This is a genomic window from Lysobacter sp. N42 (genome assembly GCF_004344885.1).
This window is the reverse complement of record NZ_SKFB01000015.1, coordinates 57,311-73,939: the sequence shown is the minus strand read 5'-3', so window position 1 is coordinate 73,939 and position 16,629 is coordinate 57,311. Positions and strand designations below refer to the sequence as shown.

The window sequence follows — 16,629 nt, the reverse complement described above, 5'->3', positions numbered from 1 at the left end:
GATCACGGCGCTCATCGCGACGGCCGCCCTCGCGGCCACCGCGCGGCTCGGCCGGCGGCGGCGCGACCGGCGCCGGCGTCGGCTTCTGGCCACGGAAGAAGCGCAGGATGCGCTCCACCACGCCCACCGAATGGGTCGGCGTCGCAACCGGTGCAGGCGCAGGCGCCGGCGCTGCAGCTGCAGGGGCGGCCGGTTCCTCGCGCGGCTCGCGCAGGGGCGCGGGCTGCGCCGGCTTGACGTTGGTCACCGCCGCCGGCGGCGGGATGTTGAGGTGGGCCTTGGTCAGCGCGTGGGTGGCGAGCTTGCGCGGGGTGTGGCGCTGGTAGCTCGGCTTGCTGGTCTCCTCGCCCAGCTCGTTCTCGCGGATGCGCGTGACCTCGAAATGCGGGGTCTCGAGCTGGTCGTCGGCCACGATGACGACGGGCGCGTCGTGGCGCGCCTCGATCTCGGCCAGCGCGCGCCGCTTCTCGTTGAGCAGGTAATTGGCGATCTCGGTTGGCGCCTGCACCAGCACCTGGCCGGTGTTGTCCTTCATGGCGTGCTCCTCGACTAGGCGCAGCACCGAGAGCGATAGCGACTCGACGCTGCGCATGCGGCCATGGCCCTCGCAGCGCGGGCAGACGATCTGGCTCGACTCGCCCAGCGACGGGCGCAGCCGCTGGCGGGAAAGCTCCAGCAGGCCGAAGCGGGAGATGCGCCCGATCTGCACGCGCGCGCGGTCGTGGCGCAGGGCGTTGGCCAGCCGGTTCTCGACCTCGCGCTGGTGCTTGGACGAGGACATGTCGATGAAGTCGATGACCACCAGGCCGCCCAGGTCGCGCAGGCGCAGCTGGCGCGCGACTTCCTCGGCCGCCTCGAGGTTGGTGTTGAACGCCGTCTCCTCGATGTCGCTGCCCTTGGTGGCGCGCGCGGAGTTCACGTCGATCGCGGTCAGCGCCTCGGTCTGGTCGATCACCAGCGCGCCGCCCGAGGGCAGCTTCACCGTGCGCTCGTAAGCGGCCTCGATCTGCGACTCGATCTGGTAGCGGTTGAAGAGCGGGACGTCGTCGGTGTAGTGCTTGAGCTTGCGCAGGTTGTGCGGCATCACCTGCTGCACGAACTCGCGGGCCTCCTGGTACATCTCCGGCGTGTCCACGAGGATCTCGCCGATGTCCGGGCGCATGTAGTCGCGCAGGGCACGGATGATCAGGCGCGATTCCTGGTAGATCAGGAAGGGCGCGGGCTTGGACAGCGCGGCCTCGCAGATCGCGCGCCAGATCTGCAGCAGGTAGTCGAGGTCCCACTGCAGCTCTTCGGCGTCGCGGCCCACGCCGGCGGTGCGGATGATCACGCCCATGTCGTCGGGGATCGTCAGCGCGTCCATCGCCTTCTTCAGCTCGGCGCGGTCCTCGCCCTCGATGCGGCGCGAAACGCCGCCCGCCGTGGGCGAGTTCGGCATCAGCACCATGTAGCGGCCGGCCAGCGAGATGAACGTGGTCAGGGCGGCGCCCTTGTTGCCGCGTTCTTCCTTGTCCACCTGGACGACGACTTCCTGGCCTTCCTTCAGCAGCTCCTTGAGCCCGGCCTTGTTCGGATCGACGCCGGCCTGGAAGTAGTCGCGGGAGATTTCCTTCAGCGGCAGGAAGCCGTGGCGCTCGGCGCCATACTCGACGAAGGCGGCTTCGAGCGAGGGCTCGAGGCGGGTGATGCGGCCCTTGTAGATGTTGGACTTCTTCTGTTCCTTGGACGGCTGTTCGATGTCGATGTCGTACAGGTTCTGGCCGTCGACGATCGCGACGCGCAGTTCTTCCGCCTGCGTCGCGTTGATGAGCATTCGCTTCATTGTGTGGCGTCCTCGCGCGCAGCCGCGCGACGGCGCCGTGGCGTCCGTCTGGTGTCGGGCCCGTCGCGCATGGCGCGGGTCGGGCCTTGGGTCCAGCGCTGCACACCACGGCGGGCCGCGGGAGCGCTTGTTCGTGAAACTTGTTGTGAAACCTTCGGGCCGGCGTCGCGTCGGGTGTCCCTCGGCGCCGCTCGGGTCGGATGTCATCGCACGACGGCGTCACCCGTCGGGCGAGGGCCGGCCTTGCCTGGGCGCGCTGCTAACATGGCCGACCCCGCGGGTCGTGGTCAGGCGCGCACGGGAATCGCGGAAGCGGGCTTTCGGCCCGGGCCGCACCCGCTTCCGGCGGGGGTCAGACGGCGCTTCTTCCAGCGAAATCAAGTCCTTATCTCGCGTCGCGAGTTTAACAGAATCCATTCACGATGACCCAGCCTGCAAGCAACGGCCCCGGTGCCCGCACGGTGCGCGTGCCCGACGACCGCGAGGGGCAGCGCCTGGACAACTTCCTGCTGGGCCAGCTCAAGGGCGCGCCACGCTCGCTGGTCTACAAGCTGGTGCGGTCGGGGCAGGTGCGCGTCAACGGCGGGCGCGCCAAGGCCGAGCGCAAGCTCGAGGCGGGCGACGAGGTGCGCATCCCGCCGGTGCGCCTGGATGCGCCGGGCGAGAAGGCCGCGCCGCCGAAGGGCCTGCTCGCCGCCCTGGAGGCGGCGATCGTCTTCGAGGACGCCCGCCTGCTCGCGCTCAACAAGCCGTCGGGCCTGGCCAGCCACGGCGGCAGCGGCATCAGCCACGGGGCCATCGAGTCCCTGCGTGCGCTGCGCCCCGGCCAGACGCTGGAGCTGGTGCACCGGCTCGACCGCGACACCTCCGGCCTGCTGGTGGTCGCCAAGAAGCGTTCGGCGCTGACCGAGCTCCAGGCGCTGATGCGGGAGGAGGGCGGCATCGCCAAGCGCTATCTGTCGCTGCTGGTCGGCCGCATGCCCGACGGCACGATGAGCGTGGACGCCCCGCTGCACATCGGCCTGCGCCAGGGCGGGGAGCGCCACGTGCAGGTCAACGCCGCGGGCAAGCCGTCCCTGAGCCACTTCCGCGTGCTCGAGCGCCGCGGCGGACATTCCTATTGCGAGGTGCGCATCGAGACCGGCCGCACGCACCAGATCCGCGTGCACGCCGCGCACATCGGCCATCCGGTCGCGGGCGACGACAAGTACGGCGATCCGGACACCAACCGCCGCCTGCGCGAGCAGGCGGGGCTCAAGCGCCTGTTCCTGCACGCATCCACGCTGGAGTTCGCGCTCGACGCCGGGCGCGCGCCGTACCTGCTCAACGCACCGCTGGCGCCCGAGCTCGTGGACGTGCTCGACCGGCTGCGCTGAGCCTCAGCGCTGCTCGTCGAGGACGAAGCAGCGGTCCGGGCGCTCGGCCGGCGGGTTGAAGCTCATCGGCACCGAGATCGTGGACTGCACCGGCCGGCCGCCGCGCGTGGCCGGTGCGAACTCCCAGGTGCGCACAGCCGCGATCGCGGCCTCGTCGAGTTCCCTGCGACCGCTGCTCTTCTGCAGCGCGACGTTGCCGACGCTGCCCTCCGGGGTGATCGTGATGCGCAGGTCCACCCGACCGCCGATGCCGTCGCAGCCCAGCGCCTCGGGGTACTCCGGCGGCGGCGTGCGGACCGCGCGCGGAGGCTCGGAGCGGCCGACCGTGGGCGCCTGCCCCGGATCGGGCCCGCAGGCCGCGAGCAGGGCCGCCGCCAGGCCCGCGAGCAGGGCGCGCCGCAGCATGTCAGCCGAGCAGTGCATCGGCCTTCGCCGCGCAGATGAAGTCGTTTTCGGACAGGCCGCCCACGTCGTGCGTGGAGTAGCGCACGACGCAGCGGTCATAGTGGACGCCAAGGTCGGGGTGGTGATCCTGCTCATGGGCGACGTACGCCAGCGCGTTCACGAAGGCCACGGTCCGGTAATAGTCCGGGAAGCGGAACGTTCGCGTGATGGCCTGGCCGTCCTCGACCACCGTCCAGTCCGGAAGCCGCGCCATGAGCTGGGCGACGCGCTCGGGCGCGAGGCGGTGCTCGGCGCCGCGGCGTGGCGTGCAACGGGCGTGGGCGAGGTCGTCGGGCATGGGGGCTCCAGGCGTGGAAGGAGGATGAAGGGCGCGTAACGGCCGCTTTACCTACGGCCGGTTACCGTGGGCGCCCTTCGAAGGCGCGTCGATAGAATAGCCCGATGATCCAGATCACCGAATCGGCTCAGGGCCACTTCCGGCGCCTGATCGAGCGCGAGGCCATCCCCGGCCTCGGCGTTCGCCTCAGCGCGATCCACCCCGGCACGCCACGCGCGGACGTGCGCCTGGAGTTCGCCGAACCCGCCGACCTGGCCGGCGACGAGTGGGCGATCGACTGCGAGGGTTTCACCCTCTGGCTCGACGCGGCCAGCGTGGGCTTCCTCGACGGCGCGCAGATCGACTACGAGACGCGTGCGACCGGCGGGCAGCTGCAGATCCGCGCGCCGCGGATCAAGGGCGAGGCACCCGGCGAAGGCGCGAGCCTGGTCGAGCGCGTGCGCCACGTGGTCGAGCACGAGATCAATCCGCAGCTCGCCTCGCACCGGGGGCATGTCACGCTCGAGGAAGTGACGTCGGACGGCGTCGTGTACCTGCGCTTCGGCGGCGGCTGCCATGGCTGTGGCATGGCCGACGTGACCCTGAAGCAGGGCATCGAGAAGACGCTGGTCGAGAAGGTGCCGGGCGTGACCGCCGTGCGCGACGCCACGGACCACGCGACGGGGCACGCGCCCTACATTCCGCGCGATACCGCGGCCTGACGCGCGGCGGGCCGGGTTGAGCTCCGCCGCCGCCATCATCGAAGCCCTCAACGCGCGTGCGGCCGCGACCAGCCGCATGCGCGAGGCCGCGCGCGTCAGCTGGCGCCTCTGGATGGACCGCCTCGTGGCGCGGCCCGGTCGCGTGACCGGAGCGCCGGCGCAGGCAGTGGTCGACGTCCTGGCCGCCCGCCCGCTGGCCAGGCCACCGGCGCGCAGCGACGTGCTGGGCCGCTGGCAGGCCTTCGCCACGCTCTGGCGCCAGCAATGGCACCCGGCCTCGCGCGACGAGCGCGGCTGGCGCTGGACCGCCGGCGGCGTGTCGTTCGTCTGGCACGTGGTGGTCATGGCCCTGTTCCTGTGGATCACCGCGCTCCGCATCCTTCCGCCGCCCGAGCCCGACGCGGCGGTGCAGGTGGAATACATCGGCGTGGGGACGCCGCGCGAGCAGGGCGGCGGTGAACCGCCGGCGCCGGGCGAGGCGGCGGAGTCGAGTCGCCGGTCCCCTTCGGAGGCTCCGGCTGCCGCGCCATCGGCTGCCGCCGTGGGACGCCAGGCGCCGACCGTGGCCACGGTGCCGCCGCCCGACATCGTGGCTCCCGTGTCCGACGTCGCCGCGCGCGAGGTGCCCGAGCCGCGGCCTGCCCCGCAGCCCCTCGCGCTGAGCCCACCTGTGACGGCCGACCCGCCGGTGTTCGAGCTGCCGCCCACCACGCCTCCCGAGCCCGCGGTGGCCACGCCGGATCTCGCCCGGGTTCCGCCGCTGCGCGAAGTCGAGATCCCCGAGCCCGTGCGCGCGCCCGAAGTGCGGATGCCCGCGCCCCGCATCGCCGTCGACCCCGTGCGCGCGCCGGTGCCGGCCGTCGCCGAACGCGAGGTACCCGCGCCCCTGCAGCTGCCTGCGCCCGCGTCGCCGGTCACCCGTGTGGACGCGCCCCCGGTACGCGCCACCGTGCCGGATGTGGCGCGGCGTGACGTGCCGGCGCCGCGTGCCAGCGCGCAATCGTCGGCCACGGCCGCGGCGACGCCGTCGGATTCCAGCTCGCGCACGCCCGCCGCGTCGTCGGCCGCGCCGACGGGCAGCCGCGCGGGCGAGGCCACGCAGGCTTCGGGACCGCAGGCGGCATCGCCGCGCCCGGGGCTGGGCACGGGACCGTCGACCACGCCGGCGCCGGGTTCATGGGCCACCCCCCGGCGTGCGGACGACTGGGGCGAGTCCGACCGCAACCGGCCGGGCCGCGGCGACGGCATCCGCGACGCCGAGGGCCGGCCGCGCCTCGGTGCCGCACCCGGTTCCGCCGCGCCGGGGCGCCCGCCCGGCATGGTCACCGAAGAGATCGCCGACCTGGACCGCGCGGGTACGTGGCTCAAGCGCAAGGCCTACCCGTACGAACCCACGCGCTTCGATCGTTTCTGGCGGCCGAACGAGACGCTGCTGCAGGAGTGGGTGCGCCGCGGGATCAAGCAGATCGCCATCCCCATTCCCGGCAGCAGCAAGCGCATCGTCTGCGCGGTCTCGATCCTGCAGTTCGGCGGCGGGTGCTGGCCCGAGGACCCGAACGTCAACGAGCAGCCCGCCACCGCGCGGCCCCCACCGGACATCCCGTTCAAGCCCGAACTGCAGGAGGGCCCGGGCGTGACGGTGCCGCCCGCGCCGGCGTCGGCGCCGTCGGGCTGAAGGCGCCGCATCACATCGGATCGCCCCCGGTCGCGGCAGCAGGGCAGCTCGGGATCGGCCCCGTCGGGCATGCGGTCGCAGCAGCCGCCGCATCGCGCCGCGCGTTGTCCGCACAACGCACCTTCGCCGCTTCGACGGGCCGGCGGGCGGTCGCATGTACCGCCGCGTGCGCAGCCAAAAGAAAACGGCCCGCTCGCGCGGGCCGTTCTCGTGACGACGATGTCGCGCGAACTCAGTTCGCGACCGCCTCGCTCATGTCGCGCAGCTTGGACTGGCGCGAGCCGAAGTACGCGGAGAGGTCGGCGATCTGCTGGTCGGTCAGGCCTTTGGCCTGGCTCGCCATCAGCGTGTTCTGGCGGCGCCCGTCGCGATACATCTGCAGCGCGTAGGCGATGTAGTCCTGGTACTGGCCGGCCAGCACCGGATAGGCGGGGTCGATCGGCGCGGCACCTTCGCGGCCATGGCAGTCCACGCAGGCCTGGCCGGTGGCTTCCACCTTCGCCGACGCGAGCTTCTCGCCATTGGCGATGTTGCCTGCGGGCAGGCCGGCCGACGAGCTCTGCGCAGCTGCCGCGGTACCGGCGGCGTCTCCGGCATGGCCTTCCTCGGGCTTGTTGCCGCAGCCGGCGGCGAGCAGGGCGATGGCGAGGGTGCCCAGCAGCAAACGGGTGTTCGTCATGGTCGAGCTCACTTCAGGGAGGCGAGGTAGGCGGCGAGGTCGGCGATGTCCTGCTCGGTGAAGCTCTGCGCCTGGGCCTGCATGGTCGGGTGCTTGCGCGTGCCGTCGCGGTAGCCGGTGAGGGCTGCGGCGAGGTAGGCCTCGCTCTGGCCGACCAGGCGCGGCACGTGGTAGTGCGGGTAGACGTTGCGGTAGCCGGTCACGCCGTGGCAGCCCCTGCAGGTGTAGCTCAGCTCCTTGCCGCGGGCGACGTCGCCCTTGGCAGGCGCGGCGGCCGGGGCGGCGGCGGGCGCGGCCTGGGCGGCCGGGGCGGGTTGCTGAGCCTGCACGCCGGCGAAGGCGAGCAGCGAGGTCAGGGCGAGGGCGGCGATCGTCAGCGGTCGCATGGTCGGGTCCGCGGTTCTCATTCGGGCGGAAGGGGAATGCGACGCCGGTGGCGTGCGCACAAGCCGGCGAGTATAGCCGTCAAGCGGCTTTCGACGAACACCGCGGCAGACCCGAGACCCTGCCGTGCGCCCCCATGACCTTCGGCGCATGGGCAACGTGAAGGCGGGTGATATACCTATCTACAACACCGGCATACAGCCGGGCGAACCCCGCATTCCACCTTGTCACCGGGAACCGACATGCACGTCTCCTCCGCCCGCCGCGCGAACGCGATCCGCTTCACGCTCCTGCTCATGCCCTGCCTGATGCTCGCCGCCTGCAAGGGTGGCCCCGAGGCCGGGAAGGCCGGCGGCCCGGACGCGGCCAGGAAGGAAGCCGAGGCCGTGCCGGTGGAGGTCGCGGTGGCGACCCATCGTCCCATCGCCGCCAGCTATACCGGAACGGCGCCGCTGGAGCCGCGCAGCGAGGCGCAGGTCGTGGCCAAGACCTCCGGTGTCGCCCTGGCCGTGTACGTCGAGGAAGGGCAGCAGGTGCGCGCGGGGCAGACCCTGGTACGCCTGGACGCCGCGCGCTCGGCGCTGCAGGCCGCGCAGACCGCGGCGCAGATGCGCAAGCTCGAGGCGAACTACGCCCGCGCGCGCACGCTGGCCGCGGAGAAGCTGATCAGCGCCAACGACAACGACCAGCTGCGCTACGACCTCGAGAACGCGCGCGCGGCCAACCGCCTCGCCAACCTCGAGCTGTCCTATGCCAACGTCGCCGCGCCGATTTCCGGCGTCGTCGCGCAGCGCTCCATCAAGCCGGGCAACTTCGTGCAGATCAACACGCCGATCCTGCGCATCGTCGACACCTCGCGCCTGGAGGCCGTGCTCAACGTGCCCGAGCGCGAGATCGCCGTGCTCAAGGCCGGCCTGCCCGTGCGCATGACGGTGGACGCGCTGCCGGGCAAGACCTTCGAGGGCGTGGTCGACCGCGTCGCGCCGGTGGTCGATTCGGGCAGCGGAACCTTCCGCGTGATCGCCTCGTTCGCCGGCGGCGGCCTGCTGCAGCCGGGCATGTTCGGCCGCATCCGCATCGACTATGACCAGCGCGCCGACGCGCTGGTCGTGCCGCGCGTGGCGCTGCTCGACGACGAGGGCGAGCCGGCCGTGTTCGCCGCGCGCGGCGGCAAGGTGGCGCGCGTGCCGGTGAAGCTGGGCTACCTCGACGGCGAATGGGCGGAGATCCGTTCCGGCCTCAAGCGTGGCGACCAGGTCGTCGTGGCCGGCAAGACCGCGCTGCGCGACGGCAGCGCGGTGCAGATCCTCGGCCAGCCCGCGGCCAGGCCCGCCGCCGGCACGCCCGCCGCGACCGCCGCCCGCTGACCGGAGACGCCGCGATGAGCGCATCCCATGATCCGCACGCGCCGCCCGGCGCCGACGCACCGTTCAACCTGGTCGAGTTCTCCACGCGCCGCAGGGTGACCGTGGCGATGATGACGATCACGCTGGTGCTGTTCGGCCTGATCGCCCTGTTCGACCTGAAGGTCAACCTGCTGCCCGACCTGAGCTACCCCACGCTCACCGTCCGTACCGAGTACGCGGGCGCGGCGCCTTCGGAGATCGAGACACTGATCTCCGAGCCCGTGGAAGAAGCCGTGGGCGTGGTCAAGGGCCTGCGCAAGCTCAAGTCCGTGTCGCGCACCGGGCAGAGCGACGTGGTGCTCGAGTTCGCCTGGGGCACCGACATGGACCAGGCCAGCCTCGAGGTCCGCGACAAGATGGAGCTGGTGCAGCTGCCGCTGGAGGCGAAGAAGCCGGTGCTGCTGCGCTTCAATCCGTCGACCGAGCCGATCCTGCGCGTTGCGCTGACCAGCAAGGGCGCGGGCGACCCGATCCGCGAACTCACGCTGCTGCGCCGCTATGCCGACGACGACCTGAAGAAGAAGCTCGAGCCCGTCGACGGCGTCGCCGCGGTGAAGGTCGGCGGCGGCCTCGAGGACGAGGTGCAGGTCGACATCGACCAGCAGAAGCTCGCGCAGCTCAATCTTCCGATCGATACGGTCATCAGCCGCCTGAAGGCGGAGAACGTCAACATCTCCGGCGGTCGCCTGGAGGAGGGCTCGCAGCGTTACCTCGTGCGCACGGTGAACCAGTTCGCGACGGTCGAGGAAATGCGCGAGATGCTGGTCACCACGCGGAGCGCGGGCGGCGGGGCGCAGCAGTCGGCCACCGAGCAGATGGCCCGGGTGGCCGCGGCCAGCGGTGATCCGAACTCGATGGCCGCGGCGGCGTCGCTGCAGAGCGCCTCGTCGGGCGGTACGAGCACGGTGGCCGGTGGCATGCCGGTGCGCCTGAAGGACATCGCCGACGTGCGCCAGGGCTACAAGGAGCGCGAAGCGATCATCCGCCTCGGCGGACGCGAAGCGGTGGAGCTGGCGATCTACAAGGAAGGCGACTCGAACACGGTCGCCACCGCCGATGCGGTCCAGGCCAGGCTCGCCGAGATCCGCGAGCAGATGCCGGCCGACGTGGAACTCACGGTCATCGACGACCAGTCGCAGTTCATCCGCAGCGCGATCAGCCACGTCAAGTGGGACGCGGTGATCGGCGGCACGCTGGCCATCCTCATCATCTTCCTGTTCCTGCGCGACGGCTGGAGCACGTTCGTCATCTCGCTGTCGCTGCCGGTTTCGATTATCACCACCTTCTTCTTCATGGGCCAGTTCGGGCTCAGCCTCAACGTGATGTCGCTCGGTGGCCTCGCGCTGGCCACCGGCCTGGTGGTCGACGACTCGATCGTGGTCCTCGAAAGCATCGCGAAAGCGCGCGAGCGCGGGCTCGGCGTGCTCGACGCGGCGATCCAGGGAACGCGAGAGGTGTCGATGGCGGTGGTCGCGTCCACGCTGACCACGATCGCCGTGTTCCTGCCGCTGGTGTTCGTGCAGGGCATCGCCGGGCAGCTGTTCCGCGACCAGGCGTTGACGGTCGCGCTCGCGATCGGAATCTCGCTCGTCGTGTCGATGACGCTGATCCCGATGCTGAGTGCACTCAAGGGCCGCGCACCGCTGTCGTTCCCCGAGGAAGCGCCGCACCCGGCATGGGCCCCGCGGAACCGGGCGCTCAAGCCGGTCGCCGCGGCCAAGCGTGGCGTCGGCGCGGCCGTGCGTGGCGCGTTCTTCGGCATCGCATGGGTCGTGGTGCGCGCCTGGCGTGGGCTCGGGCGCGCGGTGGGCCCGGTGATGCGCAAGGCCAGCGACGTCGCGATGGCGCCGTACGGGCGGGCGGAGCGCGGCTACCTGCGCCTTCTGCCCGCGGCGCTGGCACGGCCGGGGCTGGTGCTCGGGCTCGCCGGTGGCGCATTCGTCGCCACGCTGGCGGCCGTTCCCCTGTTGGGCGCAGACCTCATTCCGCAGCTCGCGCAGGACCGCTTCGAGATGACCGTGAAGCTTCCGCCGGGCACGCCGCTGGCCCAGACCGACGCGCTGGTGCGCGAGCTGCAGTCCAGGCACCGCGACGAACCCGGTATCCGCACGCTGTACGGCGTCAGCGGCAGCGGCACGCGCCTGGACGCGAATCCGACCGAGAGCGGCGAGAACATCGGCAAGCTCACCGTCGTCATGGCCGACGGCGGCGACAAGGAGGTCGAGGCGGCCACCACCGAGCGCCTGCGCGAGACGATGCGCTCGCATCCGGGCGCGCAGGTCGACTTCGCGCGTCCCGAACTCTTCAGCTTCGCACCGCCCCTGGAAATCGAGCTGCGCGGCCAGGACCTGGCCAGCATCGAGCGCGCGGGCCAGCAGATGGCCGCGATGCTGCGGAAAAACCCGCACTATGCCGACGTGAAGTCCACCGTGGAGCAGGGCTTCCCCGAGATCCAGATCCGCTTCGACCAGGACCGTGCCGGCGCGCTGGGCCTGTCCACGCGCCAGATCGCGGACGTGGTGGTGAAGAAGGTGCGCGGCGAGGTGGCCACCCGCTACAGCTTCCGCGACCGCAAGATCGACGTGCTGGTGCGCGCCCGCGAATCCGACCGCGCCTCGCTGGAGAGCATCCGCCGCCTGATCGTGAACCCGGGCAGCAGCCGCCCCGTGGAGCTCAGCTCGGTCGCGGACGTCGTTGCCACCACGGGCCCGAGCGAAATCCACCGCGCCGACCAGGTGCGCGTGGCCATCGTGTCGGCCAACCTGCGCGACATCGACCTCGGCGGCGCGGTGCAGGAAGTGCAGCAGATGGTCGAGGAGCAGCCGCTGGGCGCGGACGTGCGCATGCACATCGGCGGGCAGGGCGAGGAGCTCGACGAATCGGTGCGCTCGCTGCTGTTCGCCTTCGGCCTGGCCGTGTTCCTGGTCTACCTCGTGATGGCCTCGCAGTTCGAGTCGCTACTGCATCCCTTCGTCATCCTGTTCACCATCCCGCTGGCCCTGGTGGGCGCGGTGATGGCGCTGCTGCTGACGAACTCGCCGGTGTCGGTCGTGGTGTTCATCGGCCTGATCCTGCTGGTGGGCCTGGTGGTCAAGAACGCGATCATCCTGATCGACAAGGTCAACCAGCTGCGCGAGGCCGGCGTGGCCAAGCGCGAGGCCCTGGTGGAGGGTGCGCGCTCGCGCCTGCGCCCCATCATCATGACCACGCTCTGCACGCTGTTCGGCTTCCTCCCGCTGGCCCTGGCGGTGGGCGAGGGTGCGGAAGTGCGCTCGCCGATGGCCATCACCGTGATCGGCGGCCTGCTGGTGTCCACGCTGCTCACGCTCGTGGTCATCCCGGTGGTCTACGACCTGCTCGACCGCCGCGCCGATGCCTACTATGCCGAGCGCGGGCGCCGTGCACGGCGCGAGCGCATGCCGGAAGGCGACGCCGACGGCCTGGCGGGGGAGGCCACCGCATGAGCGTCGCCCAGCTGAGCATCAGGCGGCCGGTCACGACGGTGATGCTGTTCGTGTCGCTGTTCGTGGTCGGCGTGATCGCGGCGCTGCGGCTGCCGCTGGAAGCGTTTCCCGAGGTGTCGCCGCCCTTCATCTTCGTGCAGATGCCCTATGCGGGCTCCACGCCGGAAGAGGTCGAACGCACCGTCGTGCGCCCGGTCGAGGAGGCGCTGTCGACCATGTCGGGCATCAAACGCATGGATTCGGAGGCGCGCGCCGACGGCGGGAACATCTTCCTGCAGTTCTCCGACTGGGAGCGCGACGTCGCCATCGCCGCATCCGAGGCACGCGAGCGCATCGACGCCATCCGCGGCGAGCTGCCCGACGACCTCCAGCGCTACTTCGTCCTCAAGTTCTCGACCACCGACCAGCCCGTGCTGCGCGTACGGCTCGCCTCCAAGAGCGACCTCACGCGGTCGTACGACATGATCGAGCGCGAGTTCAAGCGCCGCATCGAGCGCATCCCGGGGGTCGCGCGGGTGGACGTCTCGGGCGCCTCGCCGAACGAGGTCGAGATCGCGATCGCGCCCGACCGCCTGACGGCGCACGGCATCAGCCTCAACGAGCTCACCCAGAAGCTGCAGGCGGTCAACTTCTCCGTGTCGGCGGGCGAGATCCTCGACGGCGCGCGGCGCCTGCGCGTGCAGCCGATCGGCGAGCTCAGCGACCTCGACGAACTGCGGAACCTGGTCATCGGGGGTAACGGCGTGCGCCTGGGCGACATCGCCGACGTGCGCCTGAAGCCCGCCCGCATGGACTACGGCCGGCGCCTGGACGGCCGCCCCGCCGTGGGCATCGACATCTTCAAGGAGCGCAACGCCAACCTGGTCGAGGTGTCGTCCGCGGCCCTGGCCGAGGTGGAGGCGATCCGCCGCGAGCCTTCGCTCAACGACGTGCAGGTCCTGATCATCGAGAACCAGGGCGACAACGTGACCACCTCGCTGCTGGAGCTGGCCGAAGCCGGCGCGGTCGGCCTGGTGCTGTCGATCGCGGTGCTGTTCTTCTTCCTGCGGCACTGGCCGTCGACGCTGATGGTCACGCTGGCCATCCCGATCTGCTTCGTGATGACGCTGGGCTTCATGTACTTCGCGGGCGTCACGCTCAACATCCTGTCGATGATGGGGTTGCTGCTGGCCGTGGGCATGCTGGTCGACAACGCCGTCGTCGTTGTGGAAAGCATCTACCAGGAACGCGAGCGCATGCCCGACAGGCCCGTGCTGGCGTCCATCCTCGGCACCCGGCACGTGGCCATCGCACTGTCGGCGGGCACGCTCTGCCACTGCATCGTGTTCCTGCCCAACCTGTTCGGCGACAAGAACTTCATCTCGATCTACATGTCGCAGATCGCGATCACGATCTCGGTCTCGCTGCTGGCTTCGTGGCTGGTCGCCGTCAGCCTGATCCCGATGATCTCGGCGCGCCTGAAGACCCCGCCGGCCGTGCGTTCCGACCGCGGGCTGATCCCGCGCATGCAGCGCTCGTACGCCTCCATGCTGCGCTGGACGCTCGAGCACCGCGGCAAGAGCGTGCTGGGCATCCTGCTGATCGTGGCCGTCAGCGTGGTCCCGATGGTGAAGACGAAGGTCAACATGTTCGGCGGCGACGACATCGCCGAGACCAACGTCTTCTACGACTGGAAGGGCAGCTACACCAAGGAGCAGATGTCCGACGAGGTGCTCAAGGTCGAGCGCTTCCTCGACGCCAATCGCGAGCGCTTCCACATCACGCAGGTCTATTCGTGGTTCAGCGAGTCCGGCGGCGCCGGCACGCGCGTCACCTTCGATCCCGGCAAGGTCGACGACATGAAGCAGCTGCTCGATGCGATCAGCAAGGAGCTTCCGAAGTCGGCCCGGGCGACGGTCGGCGTGGGCGACGAGGGCGGACCGGGCGGCAACGGCGGCCCGAACGACAAGAGCATCCAGGTGCAGCTGGTCGGCGATTCGACCCAGACGCTGATGGAGCTGGGGCGCGACCTCGTGCCCATCCTCGCGCGCAACAAGGAGCTGCGTGACGTCCGCATCGACGTGGGCGACCAGAACAGCGAACTCGCGGTGCGGGTGGACCGCGAGCGCGCCGCCGCGTTCGGTTTCAGTGCCGAGCAGGTGTCGCAGTTCGTCGGCCTCGCCCTGCGCGGCGCACCGCTGCGGGAGTTCCGCCGCGGCGACACCGAGGTGCCCGTGTGGGTGCGCTTCGCGGGCGCGGAGCAGTACGGCACCCGCGACATCGCGGCGTTCACGGTCCGGTCGCCGGACGGGCGGACGGTGCCGCTGCTTGCGATGGTCGACGTCGAGGTTCGCCCCGCGGCGACCCAGATCCGCCGCGCCAACCGCCAGACGGCGGTCACCATCACCGCGAACGTGGTCGGCAAGACGACGATCCCCGAGGCGCGCAAGGCGATGGAGGACGCGCTGGAGCGCGTGTCGTTCCCGGCCGGCTACGGCTACACGTTCGAGCGCGGCGGTGGATTCGACGACGGCGAGGCCATGGGGCAGATGATGTTCAACCTCGCGCTGGCGCTGGTGATGATCTACGTGGTGATGGCGGCGGTGTTCGAATCGCTGCTGTTCCCGTCGGCCATCATGTCGGGCGTGGTGTTCTCGGTCTTCGGCGTGTTCTGGCTGTTCTGGATCACAGGCACCGAGTTCAACATCATGGCCTTCATCGGCATCCTGGTGCTGATGGGCGTGGTCGTGAACAACGGCATCGTGATGATCGAGCACATCAACAACCTGCGCCGCCGCGGCATGTCGCGCACGGATGCGCTGGTCGAGGGCAGCCGCGAGCGCCTGCGGCCGATCCTGATGACGATGGGCACGGCGATCCTCGCCATGGTGCCGATCGCGGTGGGCAGCACGCAGATGGGGGGCGACGGCCCGGCCTACTACCCGATGGCACGTGCGATCGCGGGCGGCCTGGCGTTCTCGACGGTCGTCAGCCTGCTCTTCCTGCCGACGATCTACGCGATCCTGGACGATCTGCGCTCGGCCACCGCGAAGCTCATCCGGCGCGCACGCGGAAAGCCCGAGCCCGCGCTCGCCACGGTGGCCGCGGGCGTGCCCTGAAGGATGCCAGGCCGCGCCGGAGCCGGCGCGGCTTGCCGCGCGGTGACGGGGCGGCCCGCCGCCCTCAGCCCACCAGGCGGCCCAGCATGCGCAGGCCGCCTGTCCAGACGCCGATGGCGGTGCCGAGGCTGGTCAGGAAGAAGTTGAGCAGCACGCGAGCGACGCGGTTGCGCCACCAGCCGCGAAGCGTCTGGACGTCGTCGCGCAGGGCCATGAAGTCGGCATAGGTCGGCTTGCGTACCCAGGCCTCCACCAGCGCGCTCAGCGTTCCCGAGGCCAGCGCCGGATGCAGCGGCGTGATCGGGGAGGCGACGAAGGCAACGAGGATGCTCAGCGGATGGCCGCCGGCCAGTGCGCAGCCCAGTGCGCCCAGCAGCCCGGTGGCGAGCACCCACTGCAGCAGCAGGTCCGCGCCCACGTCCAGGCCGCCCCGGTACACGCCCCAGGCGAAACCGCCGACGACGAACGCCAGCAGTGCCAGCGTGAACCAGGGCACCTCGCTCTTCTTCGGGCGCGCCTCCAGGGACTCCCGGATGCCGGCGGGCGCCGCCTGCTCCTCGCGCAGGTGCCGCGACAGCCCCTGCAGGTGCCCCGCACCGACCACGGCCAGCACCTCACGCGCGTTGCCGGACGTCTCGCGCAGGCGCGCGGCCATGTACCGGTCGCGCTCGGCGATCACCGTCTCGTACAGCGCGGGGCTGCCGCTGGCGAACTCGTCGAAGGTGGATTCCAGGACGCTGCCCTGCTTGAGGCGCTCGATCTCGGAGGCCTCGATCTCGTCGGTGGAAAGCAGCGTGGCAACCAGGCCCGCGCCCACCTTGGCCCGCTGCCACCATCCAAGCTGCTCGGAAGCGCGCCGGAAGGTCGTCCCCACGTCGCGGTCGATGAGGTGGACCGGAAGCTGCCGCTCGCGCGCGTCGAGCACCGCGCGCTTGAGCTCGGCGCCGGGCTCGATGCCGAGCTGCTCGGCCAGGCGCCGCTGGTAGGCCGCGAGCGCGAGGTTGGCGGCGAACAGGGCGATCCGGCCGCTGCGGATCACCTGCACCAGGTCGAGCCTGGCCAGCGCGTCCGGGTCGGTCAGGGCCTGCGCGCGCTGGGGGTCGAGCTCGACGGCCACCGCATCGAACGCGCCGGATGCGATCGCGGCCTCGACGGCGCGCACGCTGTCGGGCGATACGTGCGCGGTGCCCAGGAGCGTGTAGCGCACGCCGTCGCGTTCGACGATGGCATGGGGCTGGGTGGCCAGGATCGCGTCGAGCTCGTACGTGGTGTCCATGTCGCT

General features: G+C 71.1%; 12 protein-coding genes. 6 read left to right on the top strand and 6 right to left on the bottom strand.

The features are described 5' to 3' along the window. On the bottom strand, positions 1 to 1,822 hold a 1,822-nt coding region (locus EYQ95_RS17440), incomplete at its 3' end, for an Rne/Rng family ribonuclease (RefSeq protein WP_132328661.1). Between the two features lie 422 nt (positions 1,823 to 2,244). On the opposite strand from EYQ95_RS17440, the gene EYQ95_RS17435 reads away from it, so the two are divergent. Next, positions 2,245 to 3,198, top strand: a complete 954-nt coding sequence (locus EYQ95_RS17435) for an RluA family pseudouridine synthase (protein WP_132328659.1) — start codon at positions 2,245 to 2,247, stop codon at positions 3,196 to 3,198. Between the two features lie 3 nt (positions 3,199 to 3,201). On the opposite strand, the gene EYQ95_RS17430 is transcribed toward EYQ95_RS17435, so the two are convergent. After that, positions 3,202 to 3,621 (bottom strand): energy transducer TonB, encoded by a 420-nt coding sequence (locus EYQ95_RS17430; RefSeq protein ID WP_165924768.1) that lies wholly within the window; start codon positions 3,619 to 3,621, stop codon positions 3,202 to 3,204. Further along, the gene (locus EYQ95_RS17425; protein ID WP_132328655.1) at positions 3,605 to 3,940 is read right to left on the bottom strand and encodes a 4a-hydroxytetrahydrobiopterin dehydratase; all 336 of its coding nucleotides are present in this window, start codon (positions 3,938 to 3,940) and stop codon (positions 3,605 to 3,607) included. Before EYQ95_RS17425 ends, EYQ95_RS17430 begins: the two co-directional genes overlap by 17 nt. Positions 3,941 to 4,044: 104 nt before the next feature. Between EYQ95_RS17425 and EYQ95_RS17420 the strand changes: the two genes are divergently transcribed. Together EYQ95_RS17420 and EYQ95_RS17415 are read left to right on the top strand one after the other, a co-directional pair. Next, positions 4,045 to 4,641 (top strand): NfuA family Fe-S biogenesis protein, encoded by a 597-nt coding sequence (locus EYQ95_RS17420; protein WP_132328653.1) that lies wholly within the window; start codon positions 4,045 to 4,047, stop codon positions 4,639 to 4,641. Positions 4,642 to 4,657: 16 nt separating this feature from the next. Next, on the top strand, positions 4,658 to 6,316 hold the full coding sequence (locus EYQ95_RS17415) for a hypothetical protein (RefSeq protein WP_132328651.1): 1,659 nt from the start codon (positions 4,658 to 4,660) through the stop codon (positions 6,314 to 6,316). Positions 6,317 to 6,548: 232 nt separating this feature from the next. Here EYQ95_RS17415 and EYQ95_RS17410 read toward each other — a convergent pair whose 3' ends face one another. Together EYQ95_RS17410 and EYQ95_RS17405 are read right to left on the bottom strand one after the other, a co-directional pair. Continuing rightward, complete coding sequence (locus EYQ95_RS17410; protein WP_132328649.1) at positions 6,549 to 6,995, bottom strand: c-type cytochrome; 447 nt, start codon at positions 6,993 to 6,995, stop codon at positions 6,549 to 6,551. A gap of 8 nt (positions 6,996 to 7,003) precedes the next feature. After that, a complete protein-coding gene (locus EYQ95_RS17405; RefSeq protein ID WP_132328647.1) occupies positions 7,004 to 7,381 on the bottom strand; it encodes a cytochrome c in 378 nt (125 codons plus the stop codon). A gap of 240 nt (positions 7,382 to 7,621) precedes the next feature. On the opposite strand from EYQ95_RS17405, the gene EYQ95_RS17400 reads away from it, so the two are divergent. The 3 genes from EYQ95_RS17400 to EYQ95_RS17390 are packed head-to-tail and all read left to right on the top strand — an operon-like array spanning position 7,622 to position 15,347. Further along, positions 7,622 to 8,746, top strand: a complete 1,125-nt coding sequence (locus EYQ95_RS17400) for an efflux RND transporter periplasmic adaptor subunit (RefSeq protein WP_132328645.1) — start codon at positions 7,622 to 7,624, stop codon at positions 8,744 to 8,746. Positions 8,747 to 8,760: 14 nt separating this feature from the next. Then, a complete protein-coding gene (locus EYQ95_RS17395; RefSeq protein ID WP_132328643.1) occupies positions 8,761 to 12,249 on the top strand; it encodes an efflux RND transporter permease subunit in 3,489 nt (1,162 codons plus the stop codon). Then, positions 12,246 to 15,347 carry an efflux RND transporter permease subunit gene (locus EYQ95_RS17390; RefSeq protein ID WP_132328641.1) on the top strand — a complete coding sequence of 1,034 codons (3,102 nt, stop codon included), beginning with the start codon at positions 12,246 to 12,248 and terminating at the stop codon, positions 15,345 to 15,347. Before EYQ95_RS17395 ends, EYQ95_RS17390 begins: the two co-directional genes overlap by 4 nt. Before the next feature lie 64 nt (positions 15,348 to 15,411). On the opposite strand, the gene EYQ95_RS17385 is transcribed toward EYQ95_RS17390, so the two are convergent. Beyond that, positions 15,412 to 16,623 carry a TraB/GumN family protein gene (locus EYQ95_RS17385; RefSeq protein ID WP_132328639.1) on the bottom strand — a complete coding sequence of 404 codons (1,212 nt, stop codon included), beginning with the start codon at positions 16,621 to 16,623 and terminating at the stop codon, positions 15,412 to 15,414. Positions 16,624 to 16,629: the final 6 nt, after the last annotated feature.

Excerpts from the sequence above, each read along its gene's own strand:
- EYQ95_RS17425 (WP_132328655.1), bottom strand. The coding sequence starts at position 3,940 with ATGCCCGACGACCTCGCCCACGCCCGTTGCACGCCACGCCGCGGCGCC.
- EYQ95_RS17400 (WP_132328645.1), top strand. The coding sequence starts at position 7,622 with ATGCACGTCTCCTCCGCCCGCCGCGCGAACGCGATCCGCTTCACGCTC.
- EYQ95_RS17390 (WP_132328641.1), top strand. The coding sequence starts at position 12,246 with ATGAGCGTCGCCCAGCTGAGCATCAGGCGGCCGGTCACGACGGTGATG.
- EYQ95_RS17435 (WP_132328659.1), top strand. The coding sequence starts at position 2,245 with ATGACCCAGCCTGCAAGCAACGGCCCCGGTGCCCGCACGGTGCGCGTG.
- EYQ95_RS17410 (WP_132328649.1), bottom strand. The coding sequence starts at position 6,995 with ATGACGAACACCCGTTTGCTGCTGGGCACCCTCGCCATCGCCCTGCTC.
- EYQ95_RS17420 (WP_132328653.1), top strand. The coding sequence starts at position 4,045 with ATGATCCAGATCACCGAATCGGCTCAGGGCCACTTCCGGCGCCTGATC.
- EYQ95_RS17395 (WP_132328643.1), top strand. The coding sequence starts at position 8,761 with ATGAGCGCATCCCATGATCCGCACGCGCCGCCCGGCGCCGACGCACCG.
- EYQ95_RS17385 (WP_132328639.1), bottom strand. The coding sequence starts at position 16,623 with ATGGACACCACGTACGAGCTCGACGCGATCCTGGCCACCCAGCCCCAT.
- EYQ95_RS17430 (WP_165924768.1), bottom strand. The coding sequence starts at position 3,621 with ATGCACTGCTCGGCTGACATGCTGCGGCGCGCCCTGCTCGCGGGCCTG.
- EYQ95_RS17405 (WP_132328647.1), bottom strand. The coding sequence starts at position 7,381 with ATGCGACCGCTGACGATCGCCGCCCTCGCCCTGACCTCGCTGCTCGCC.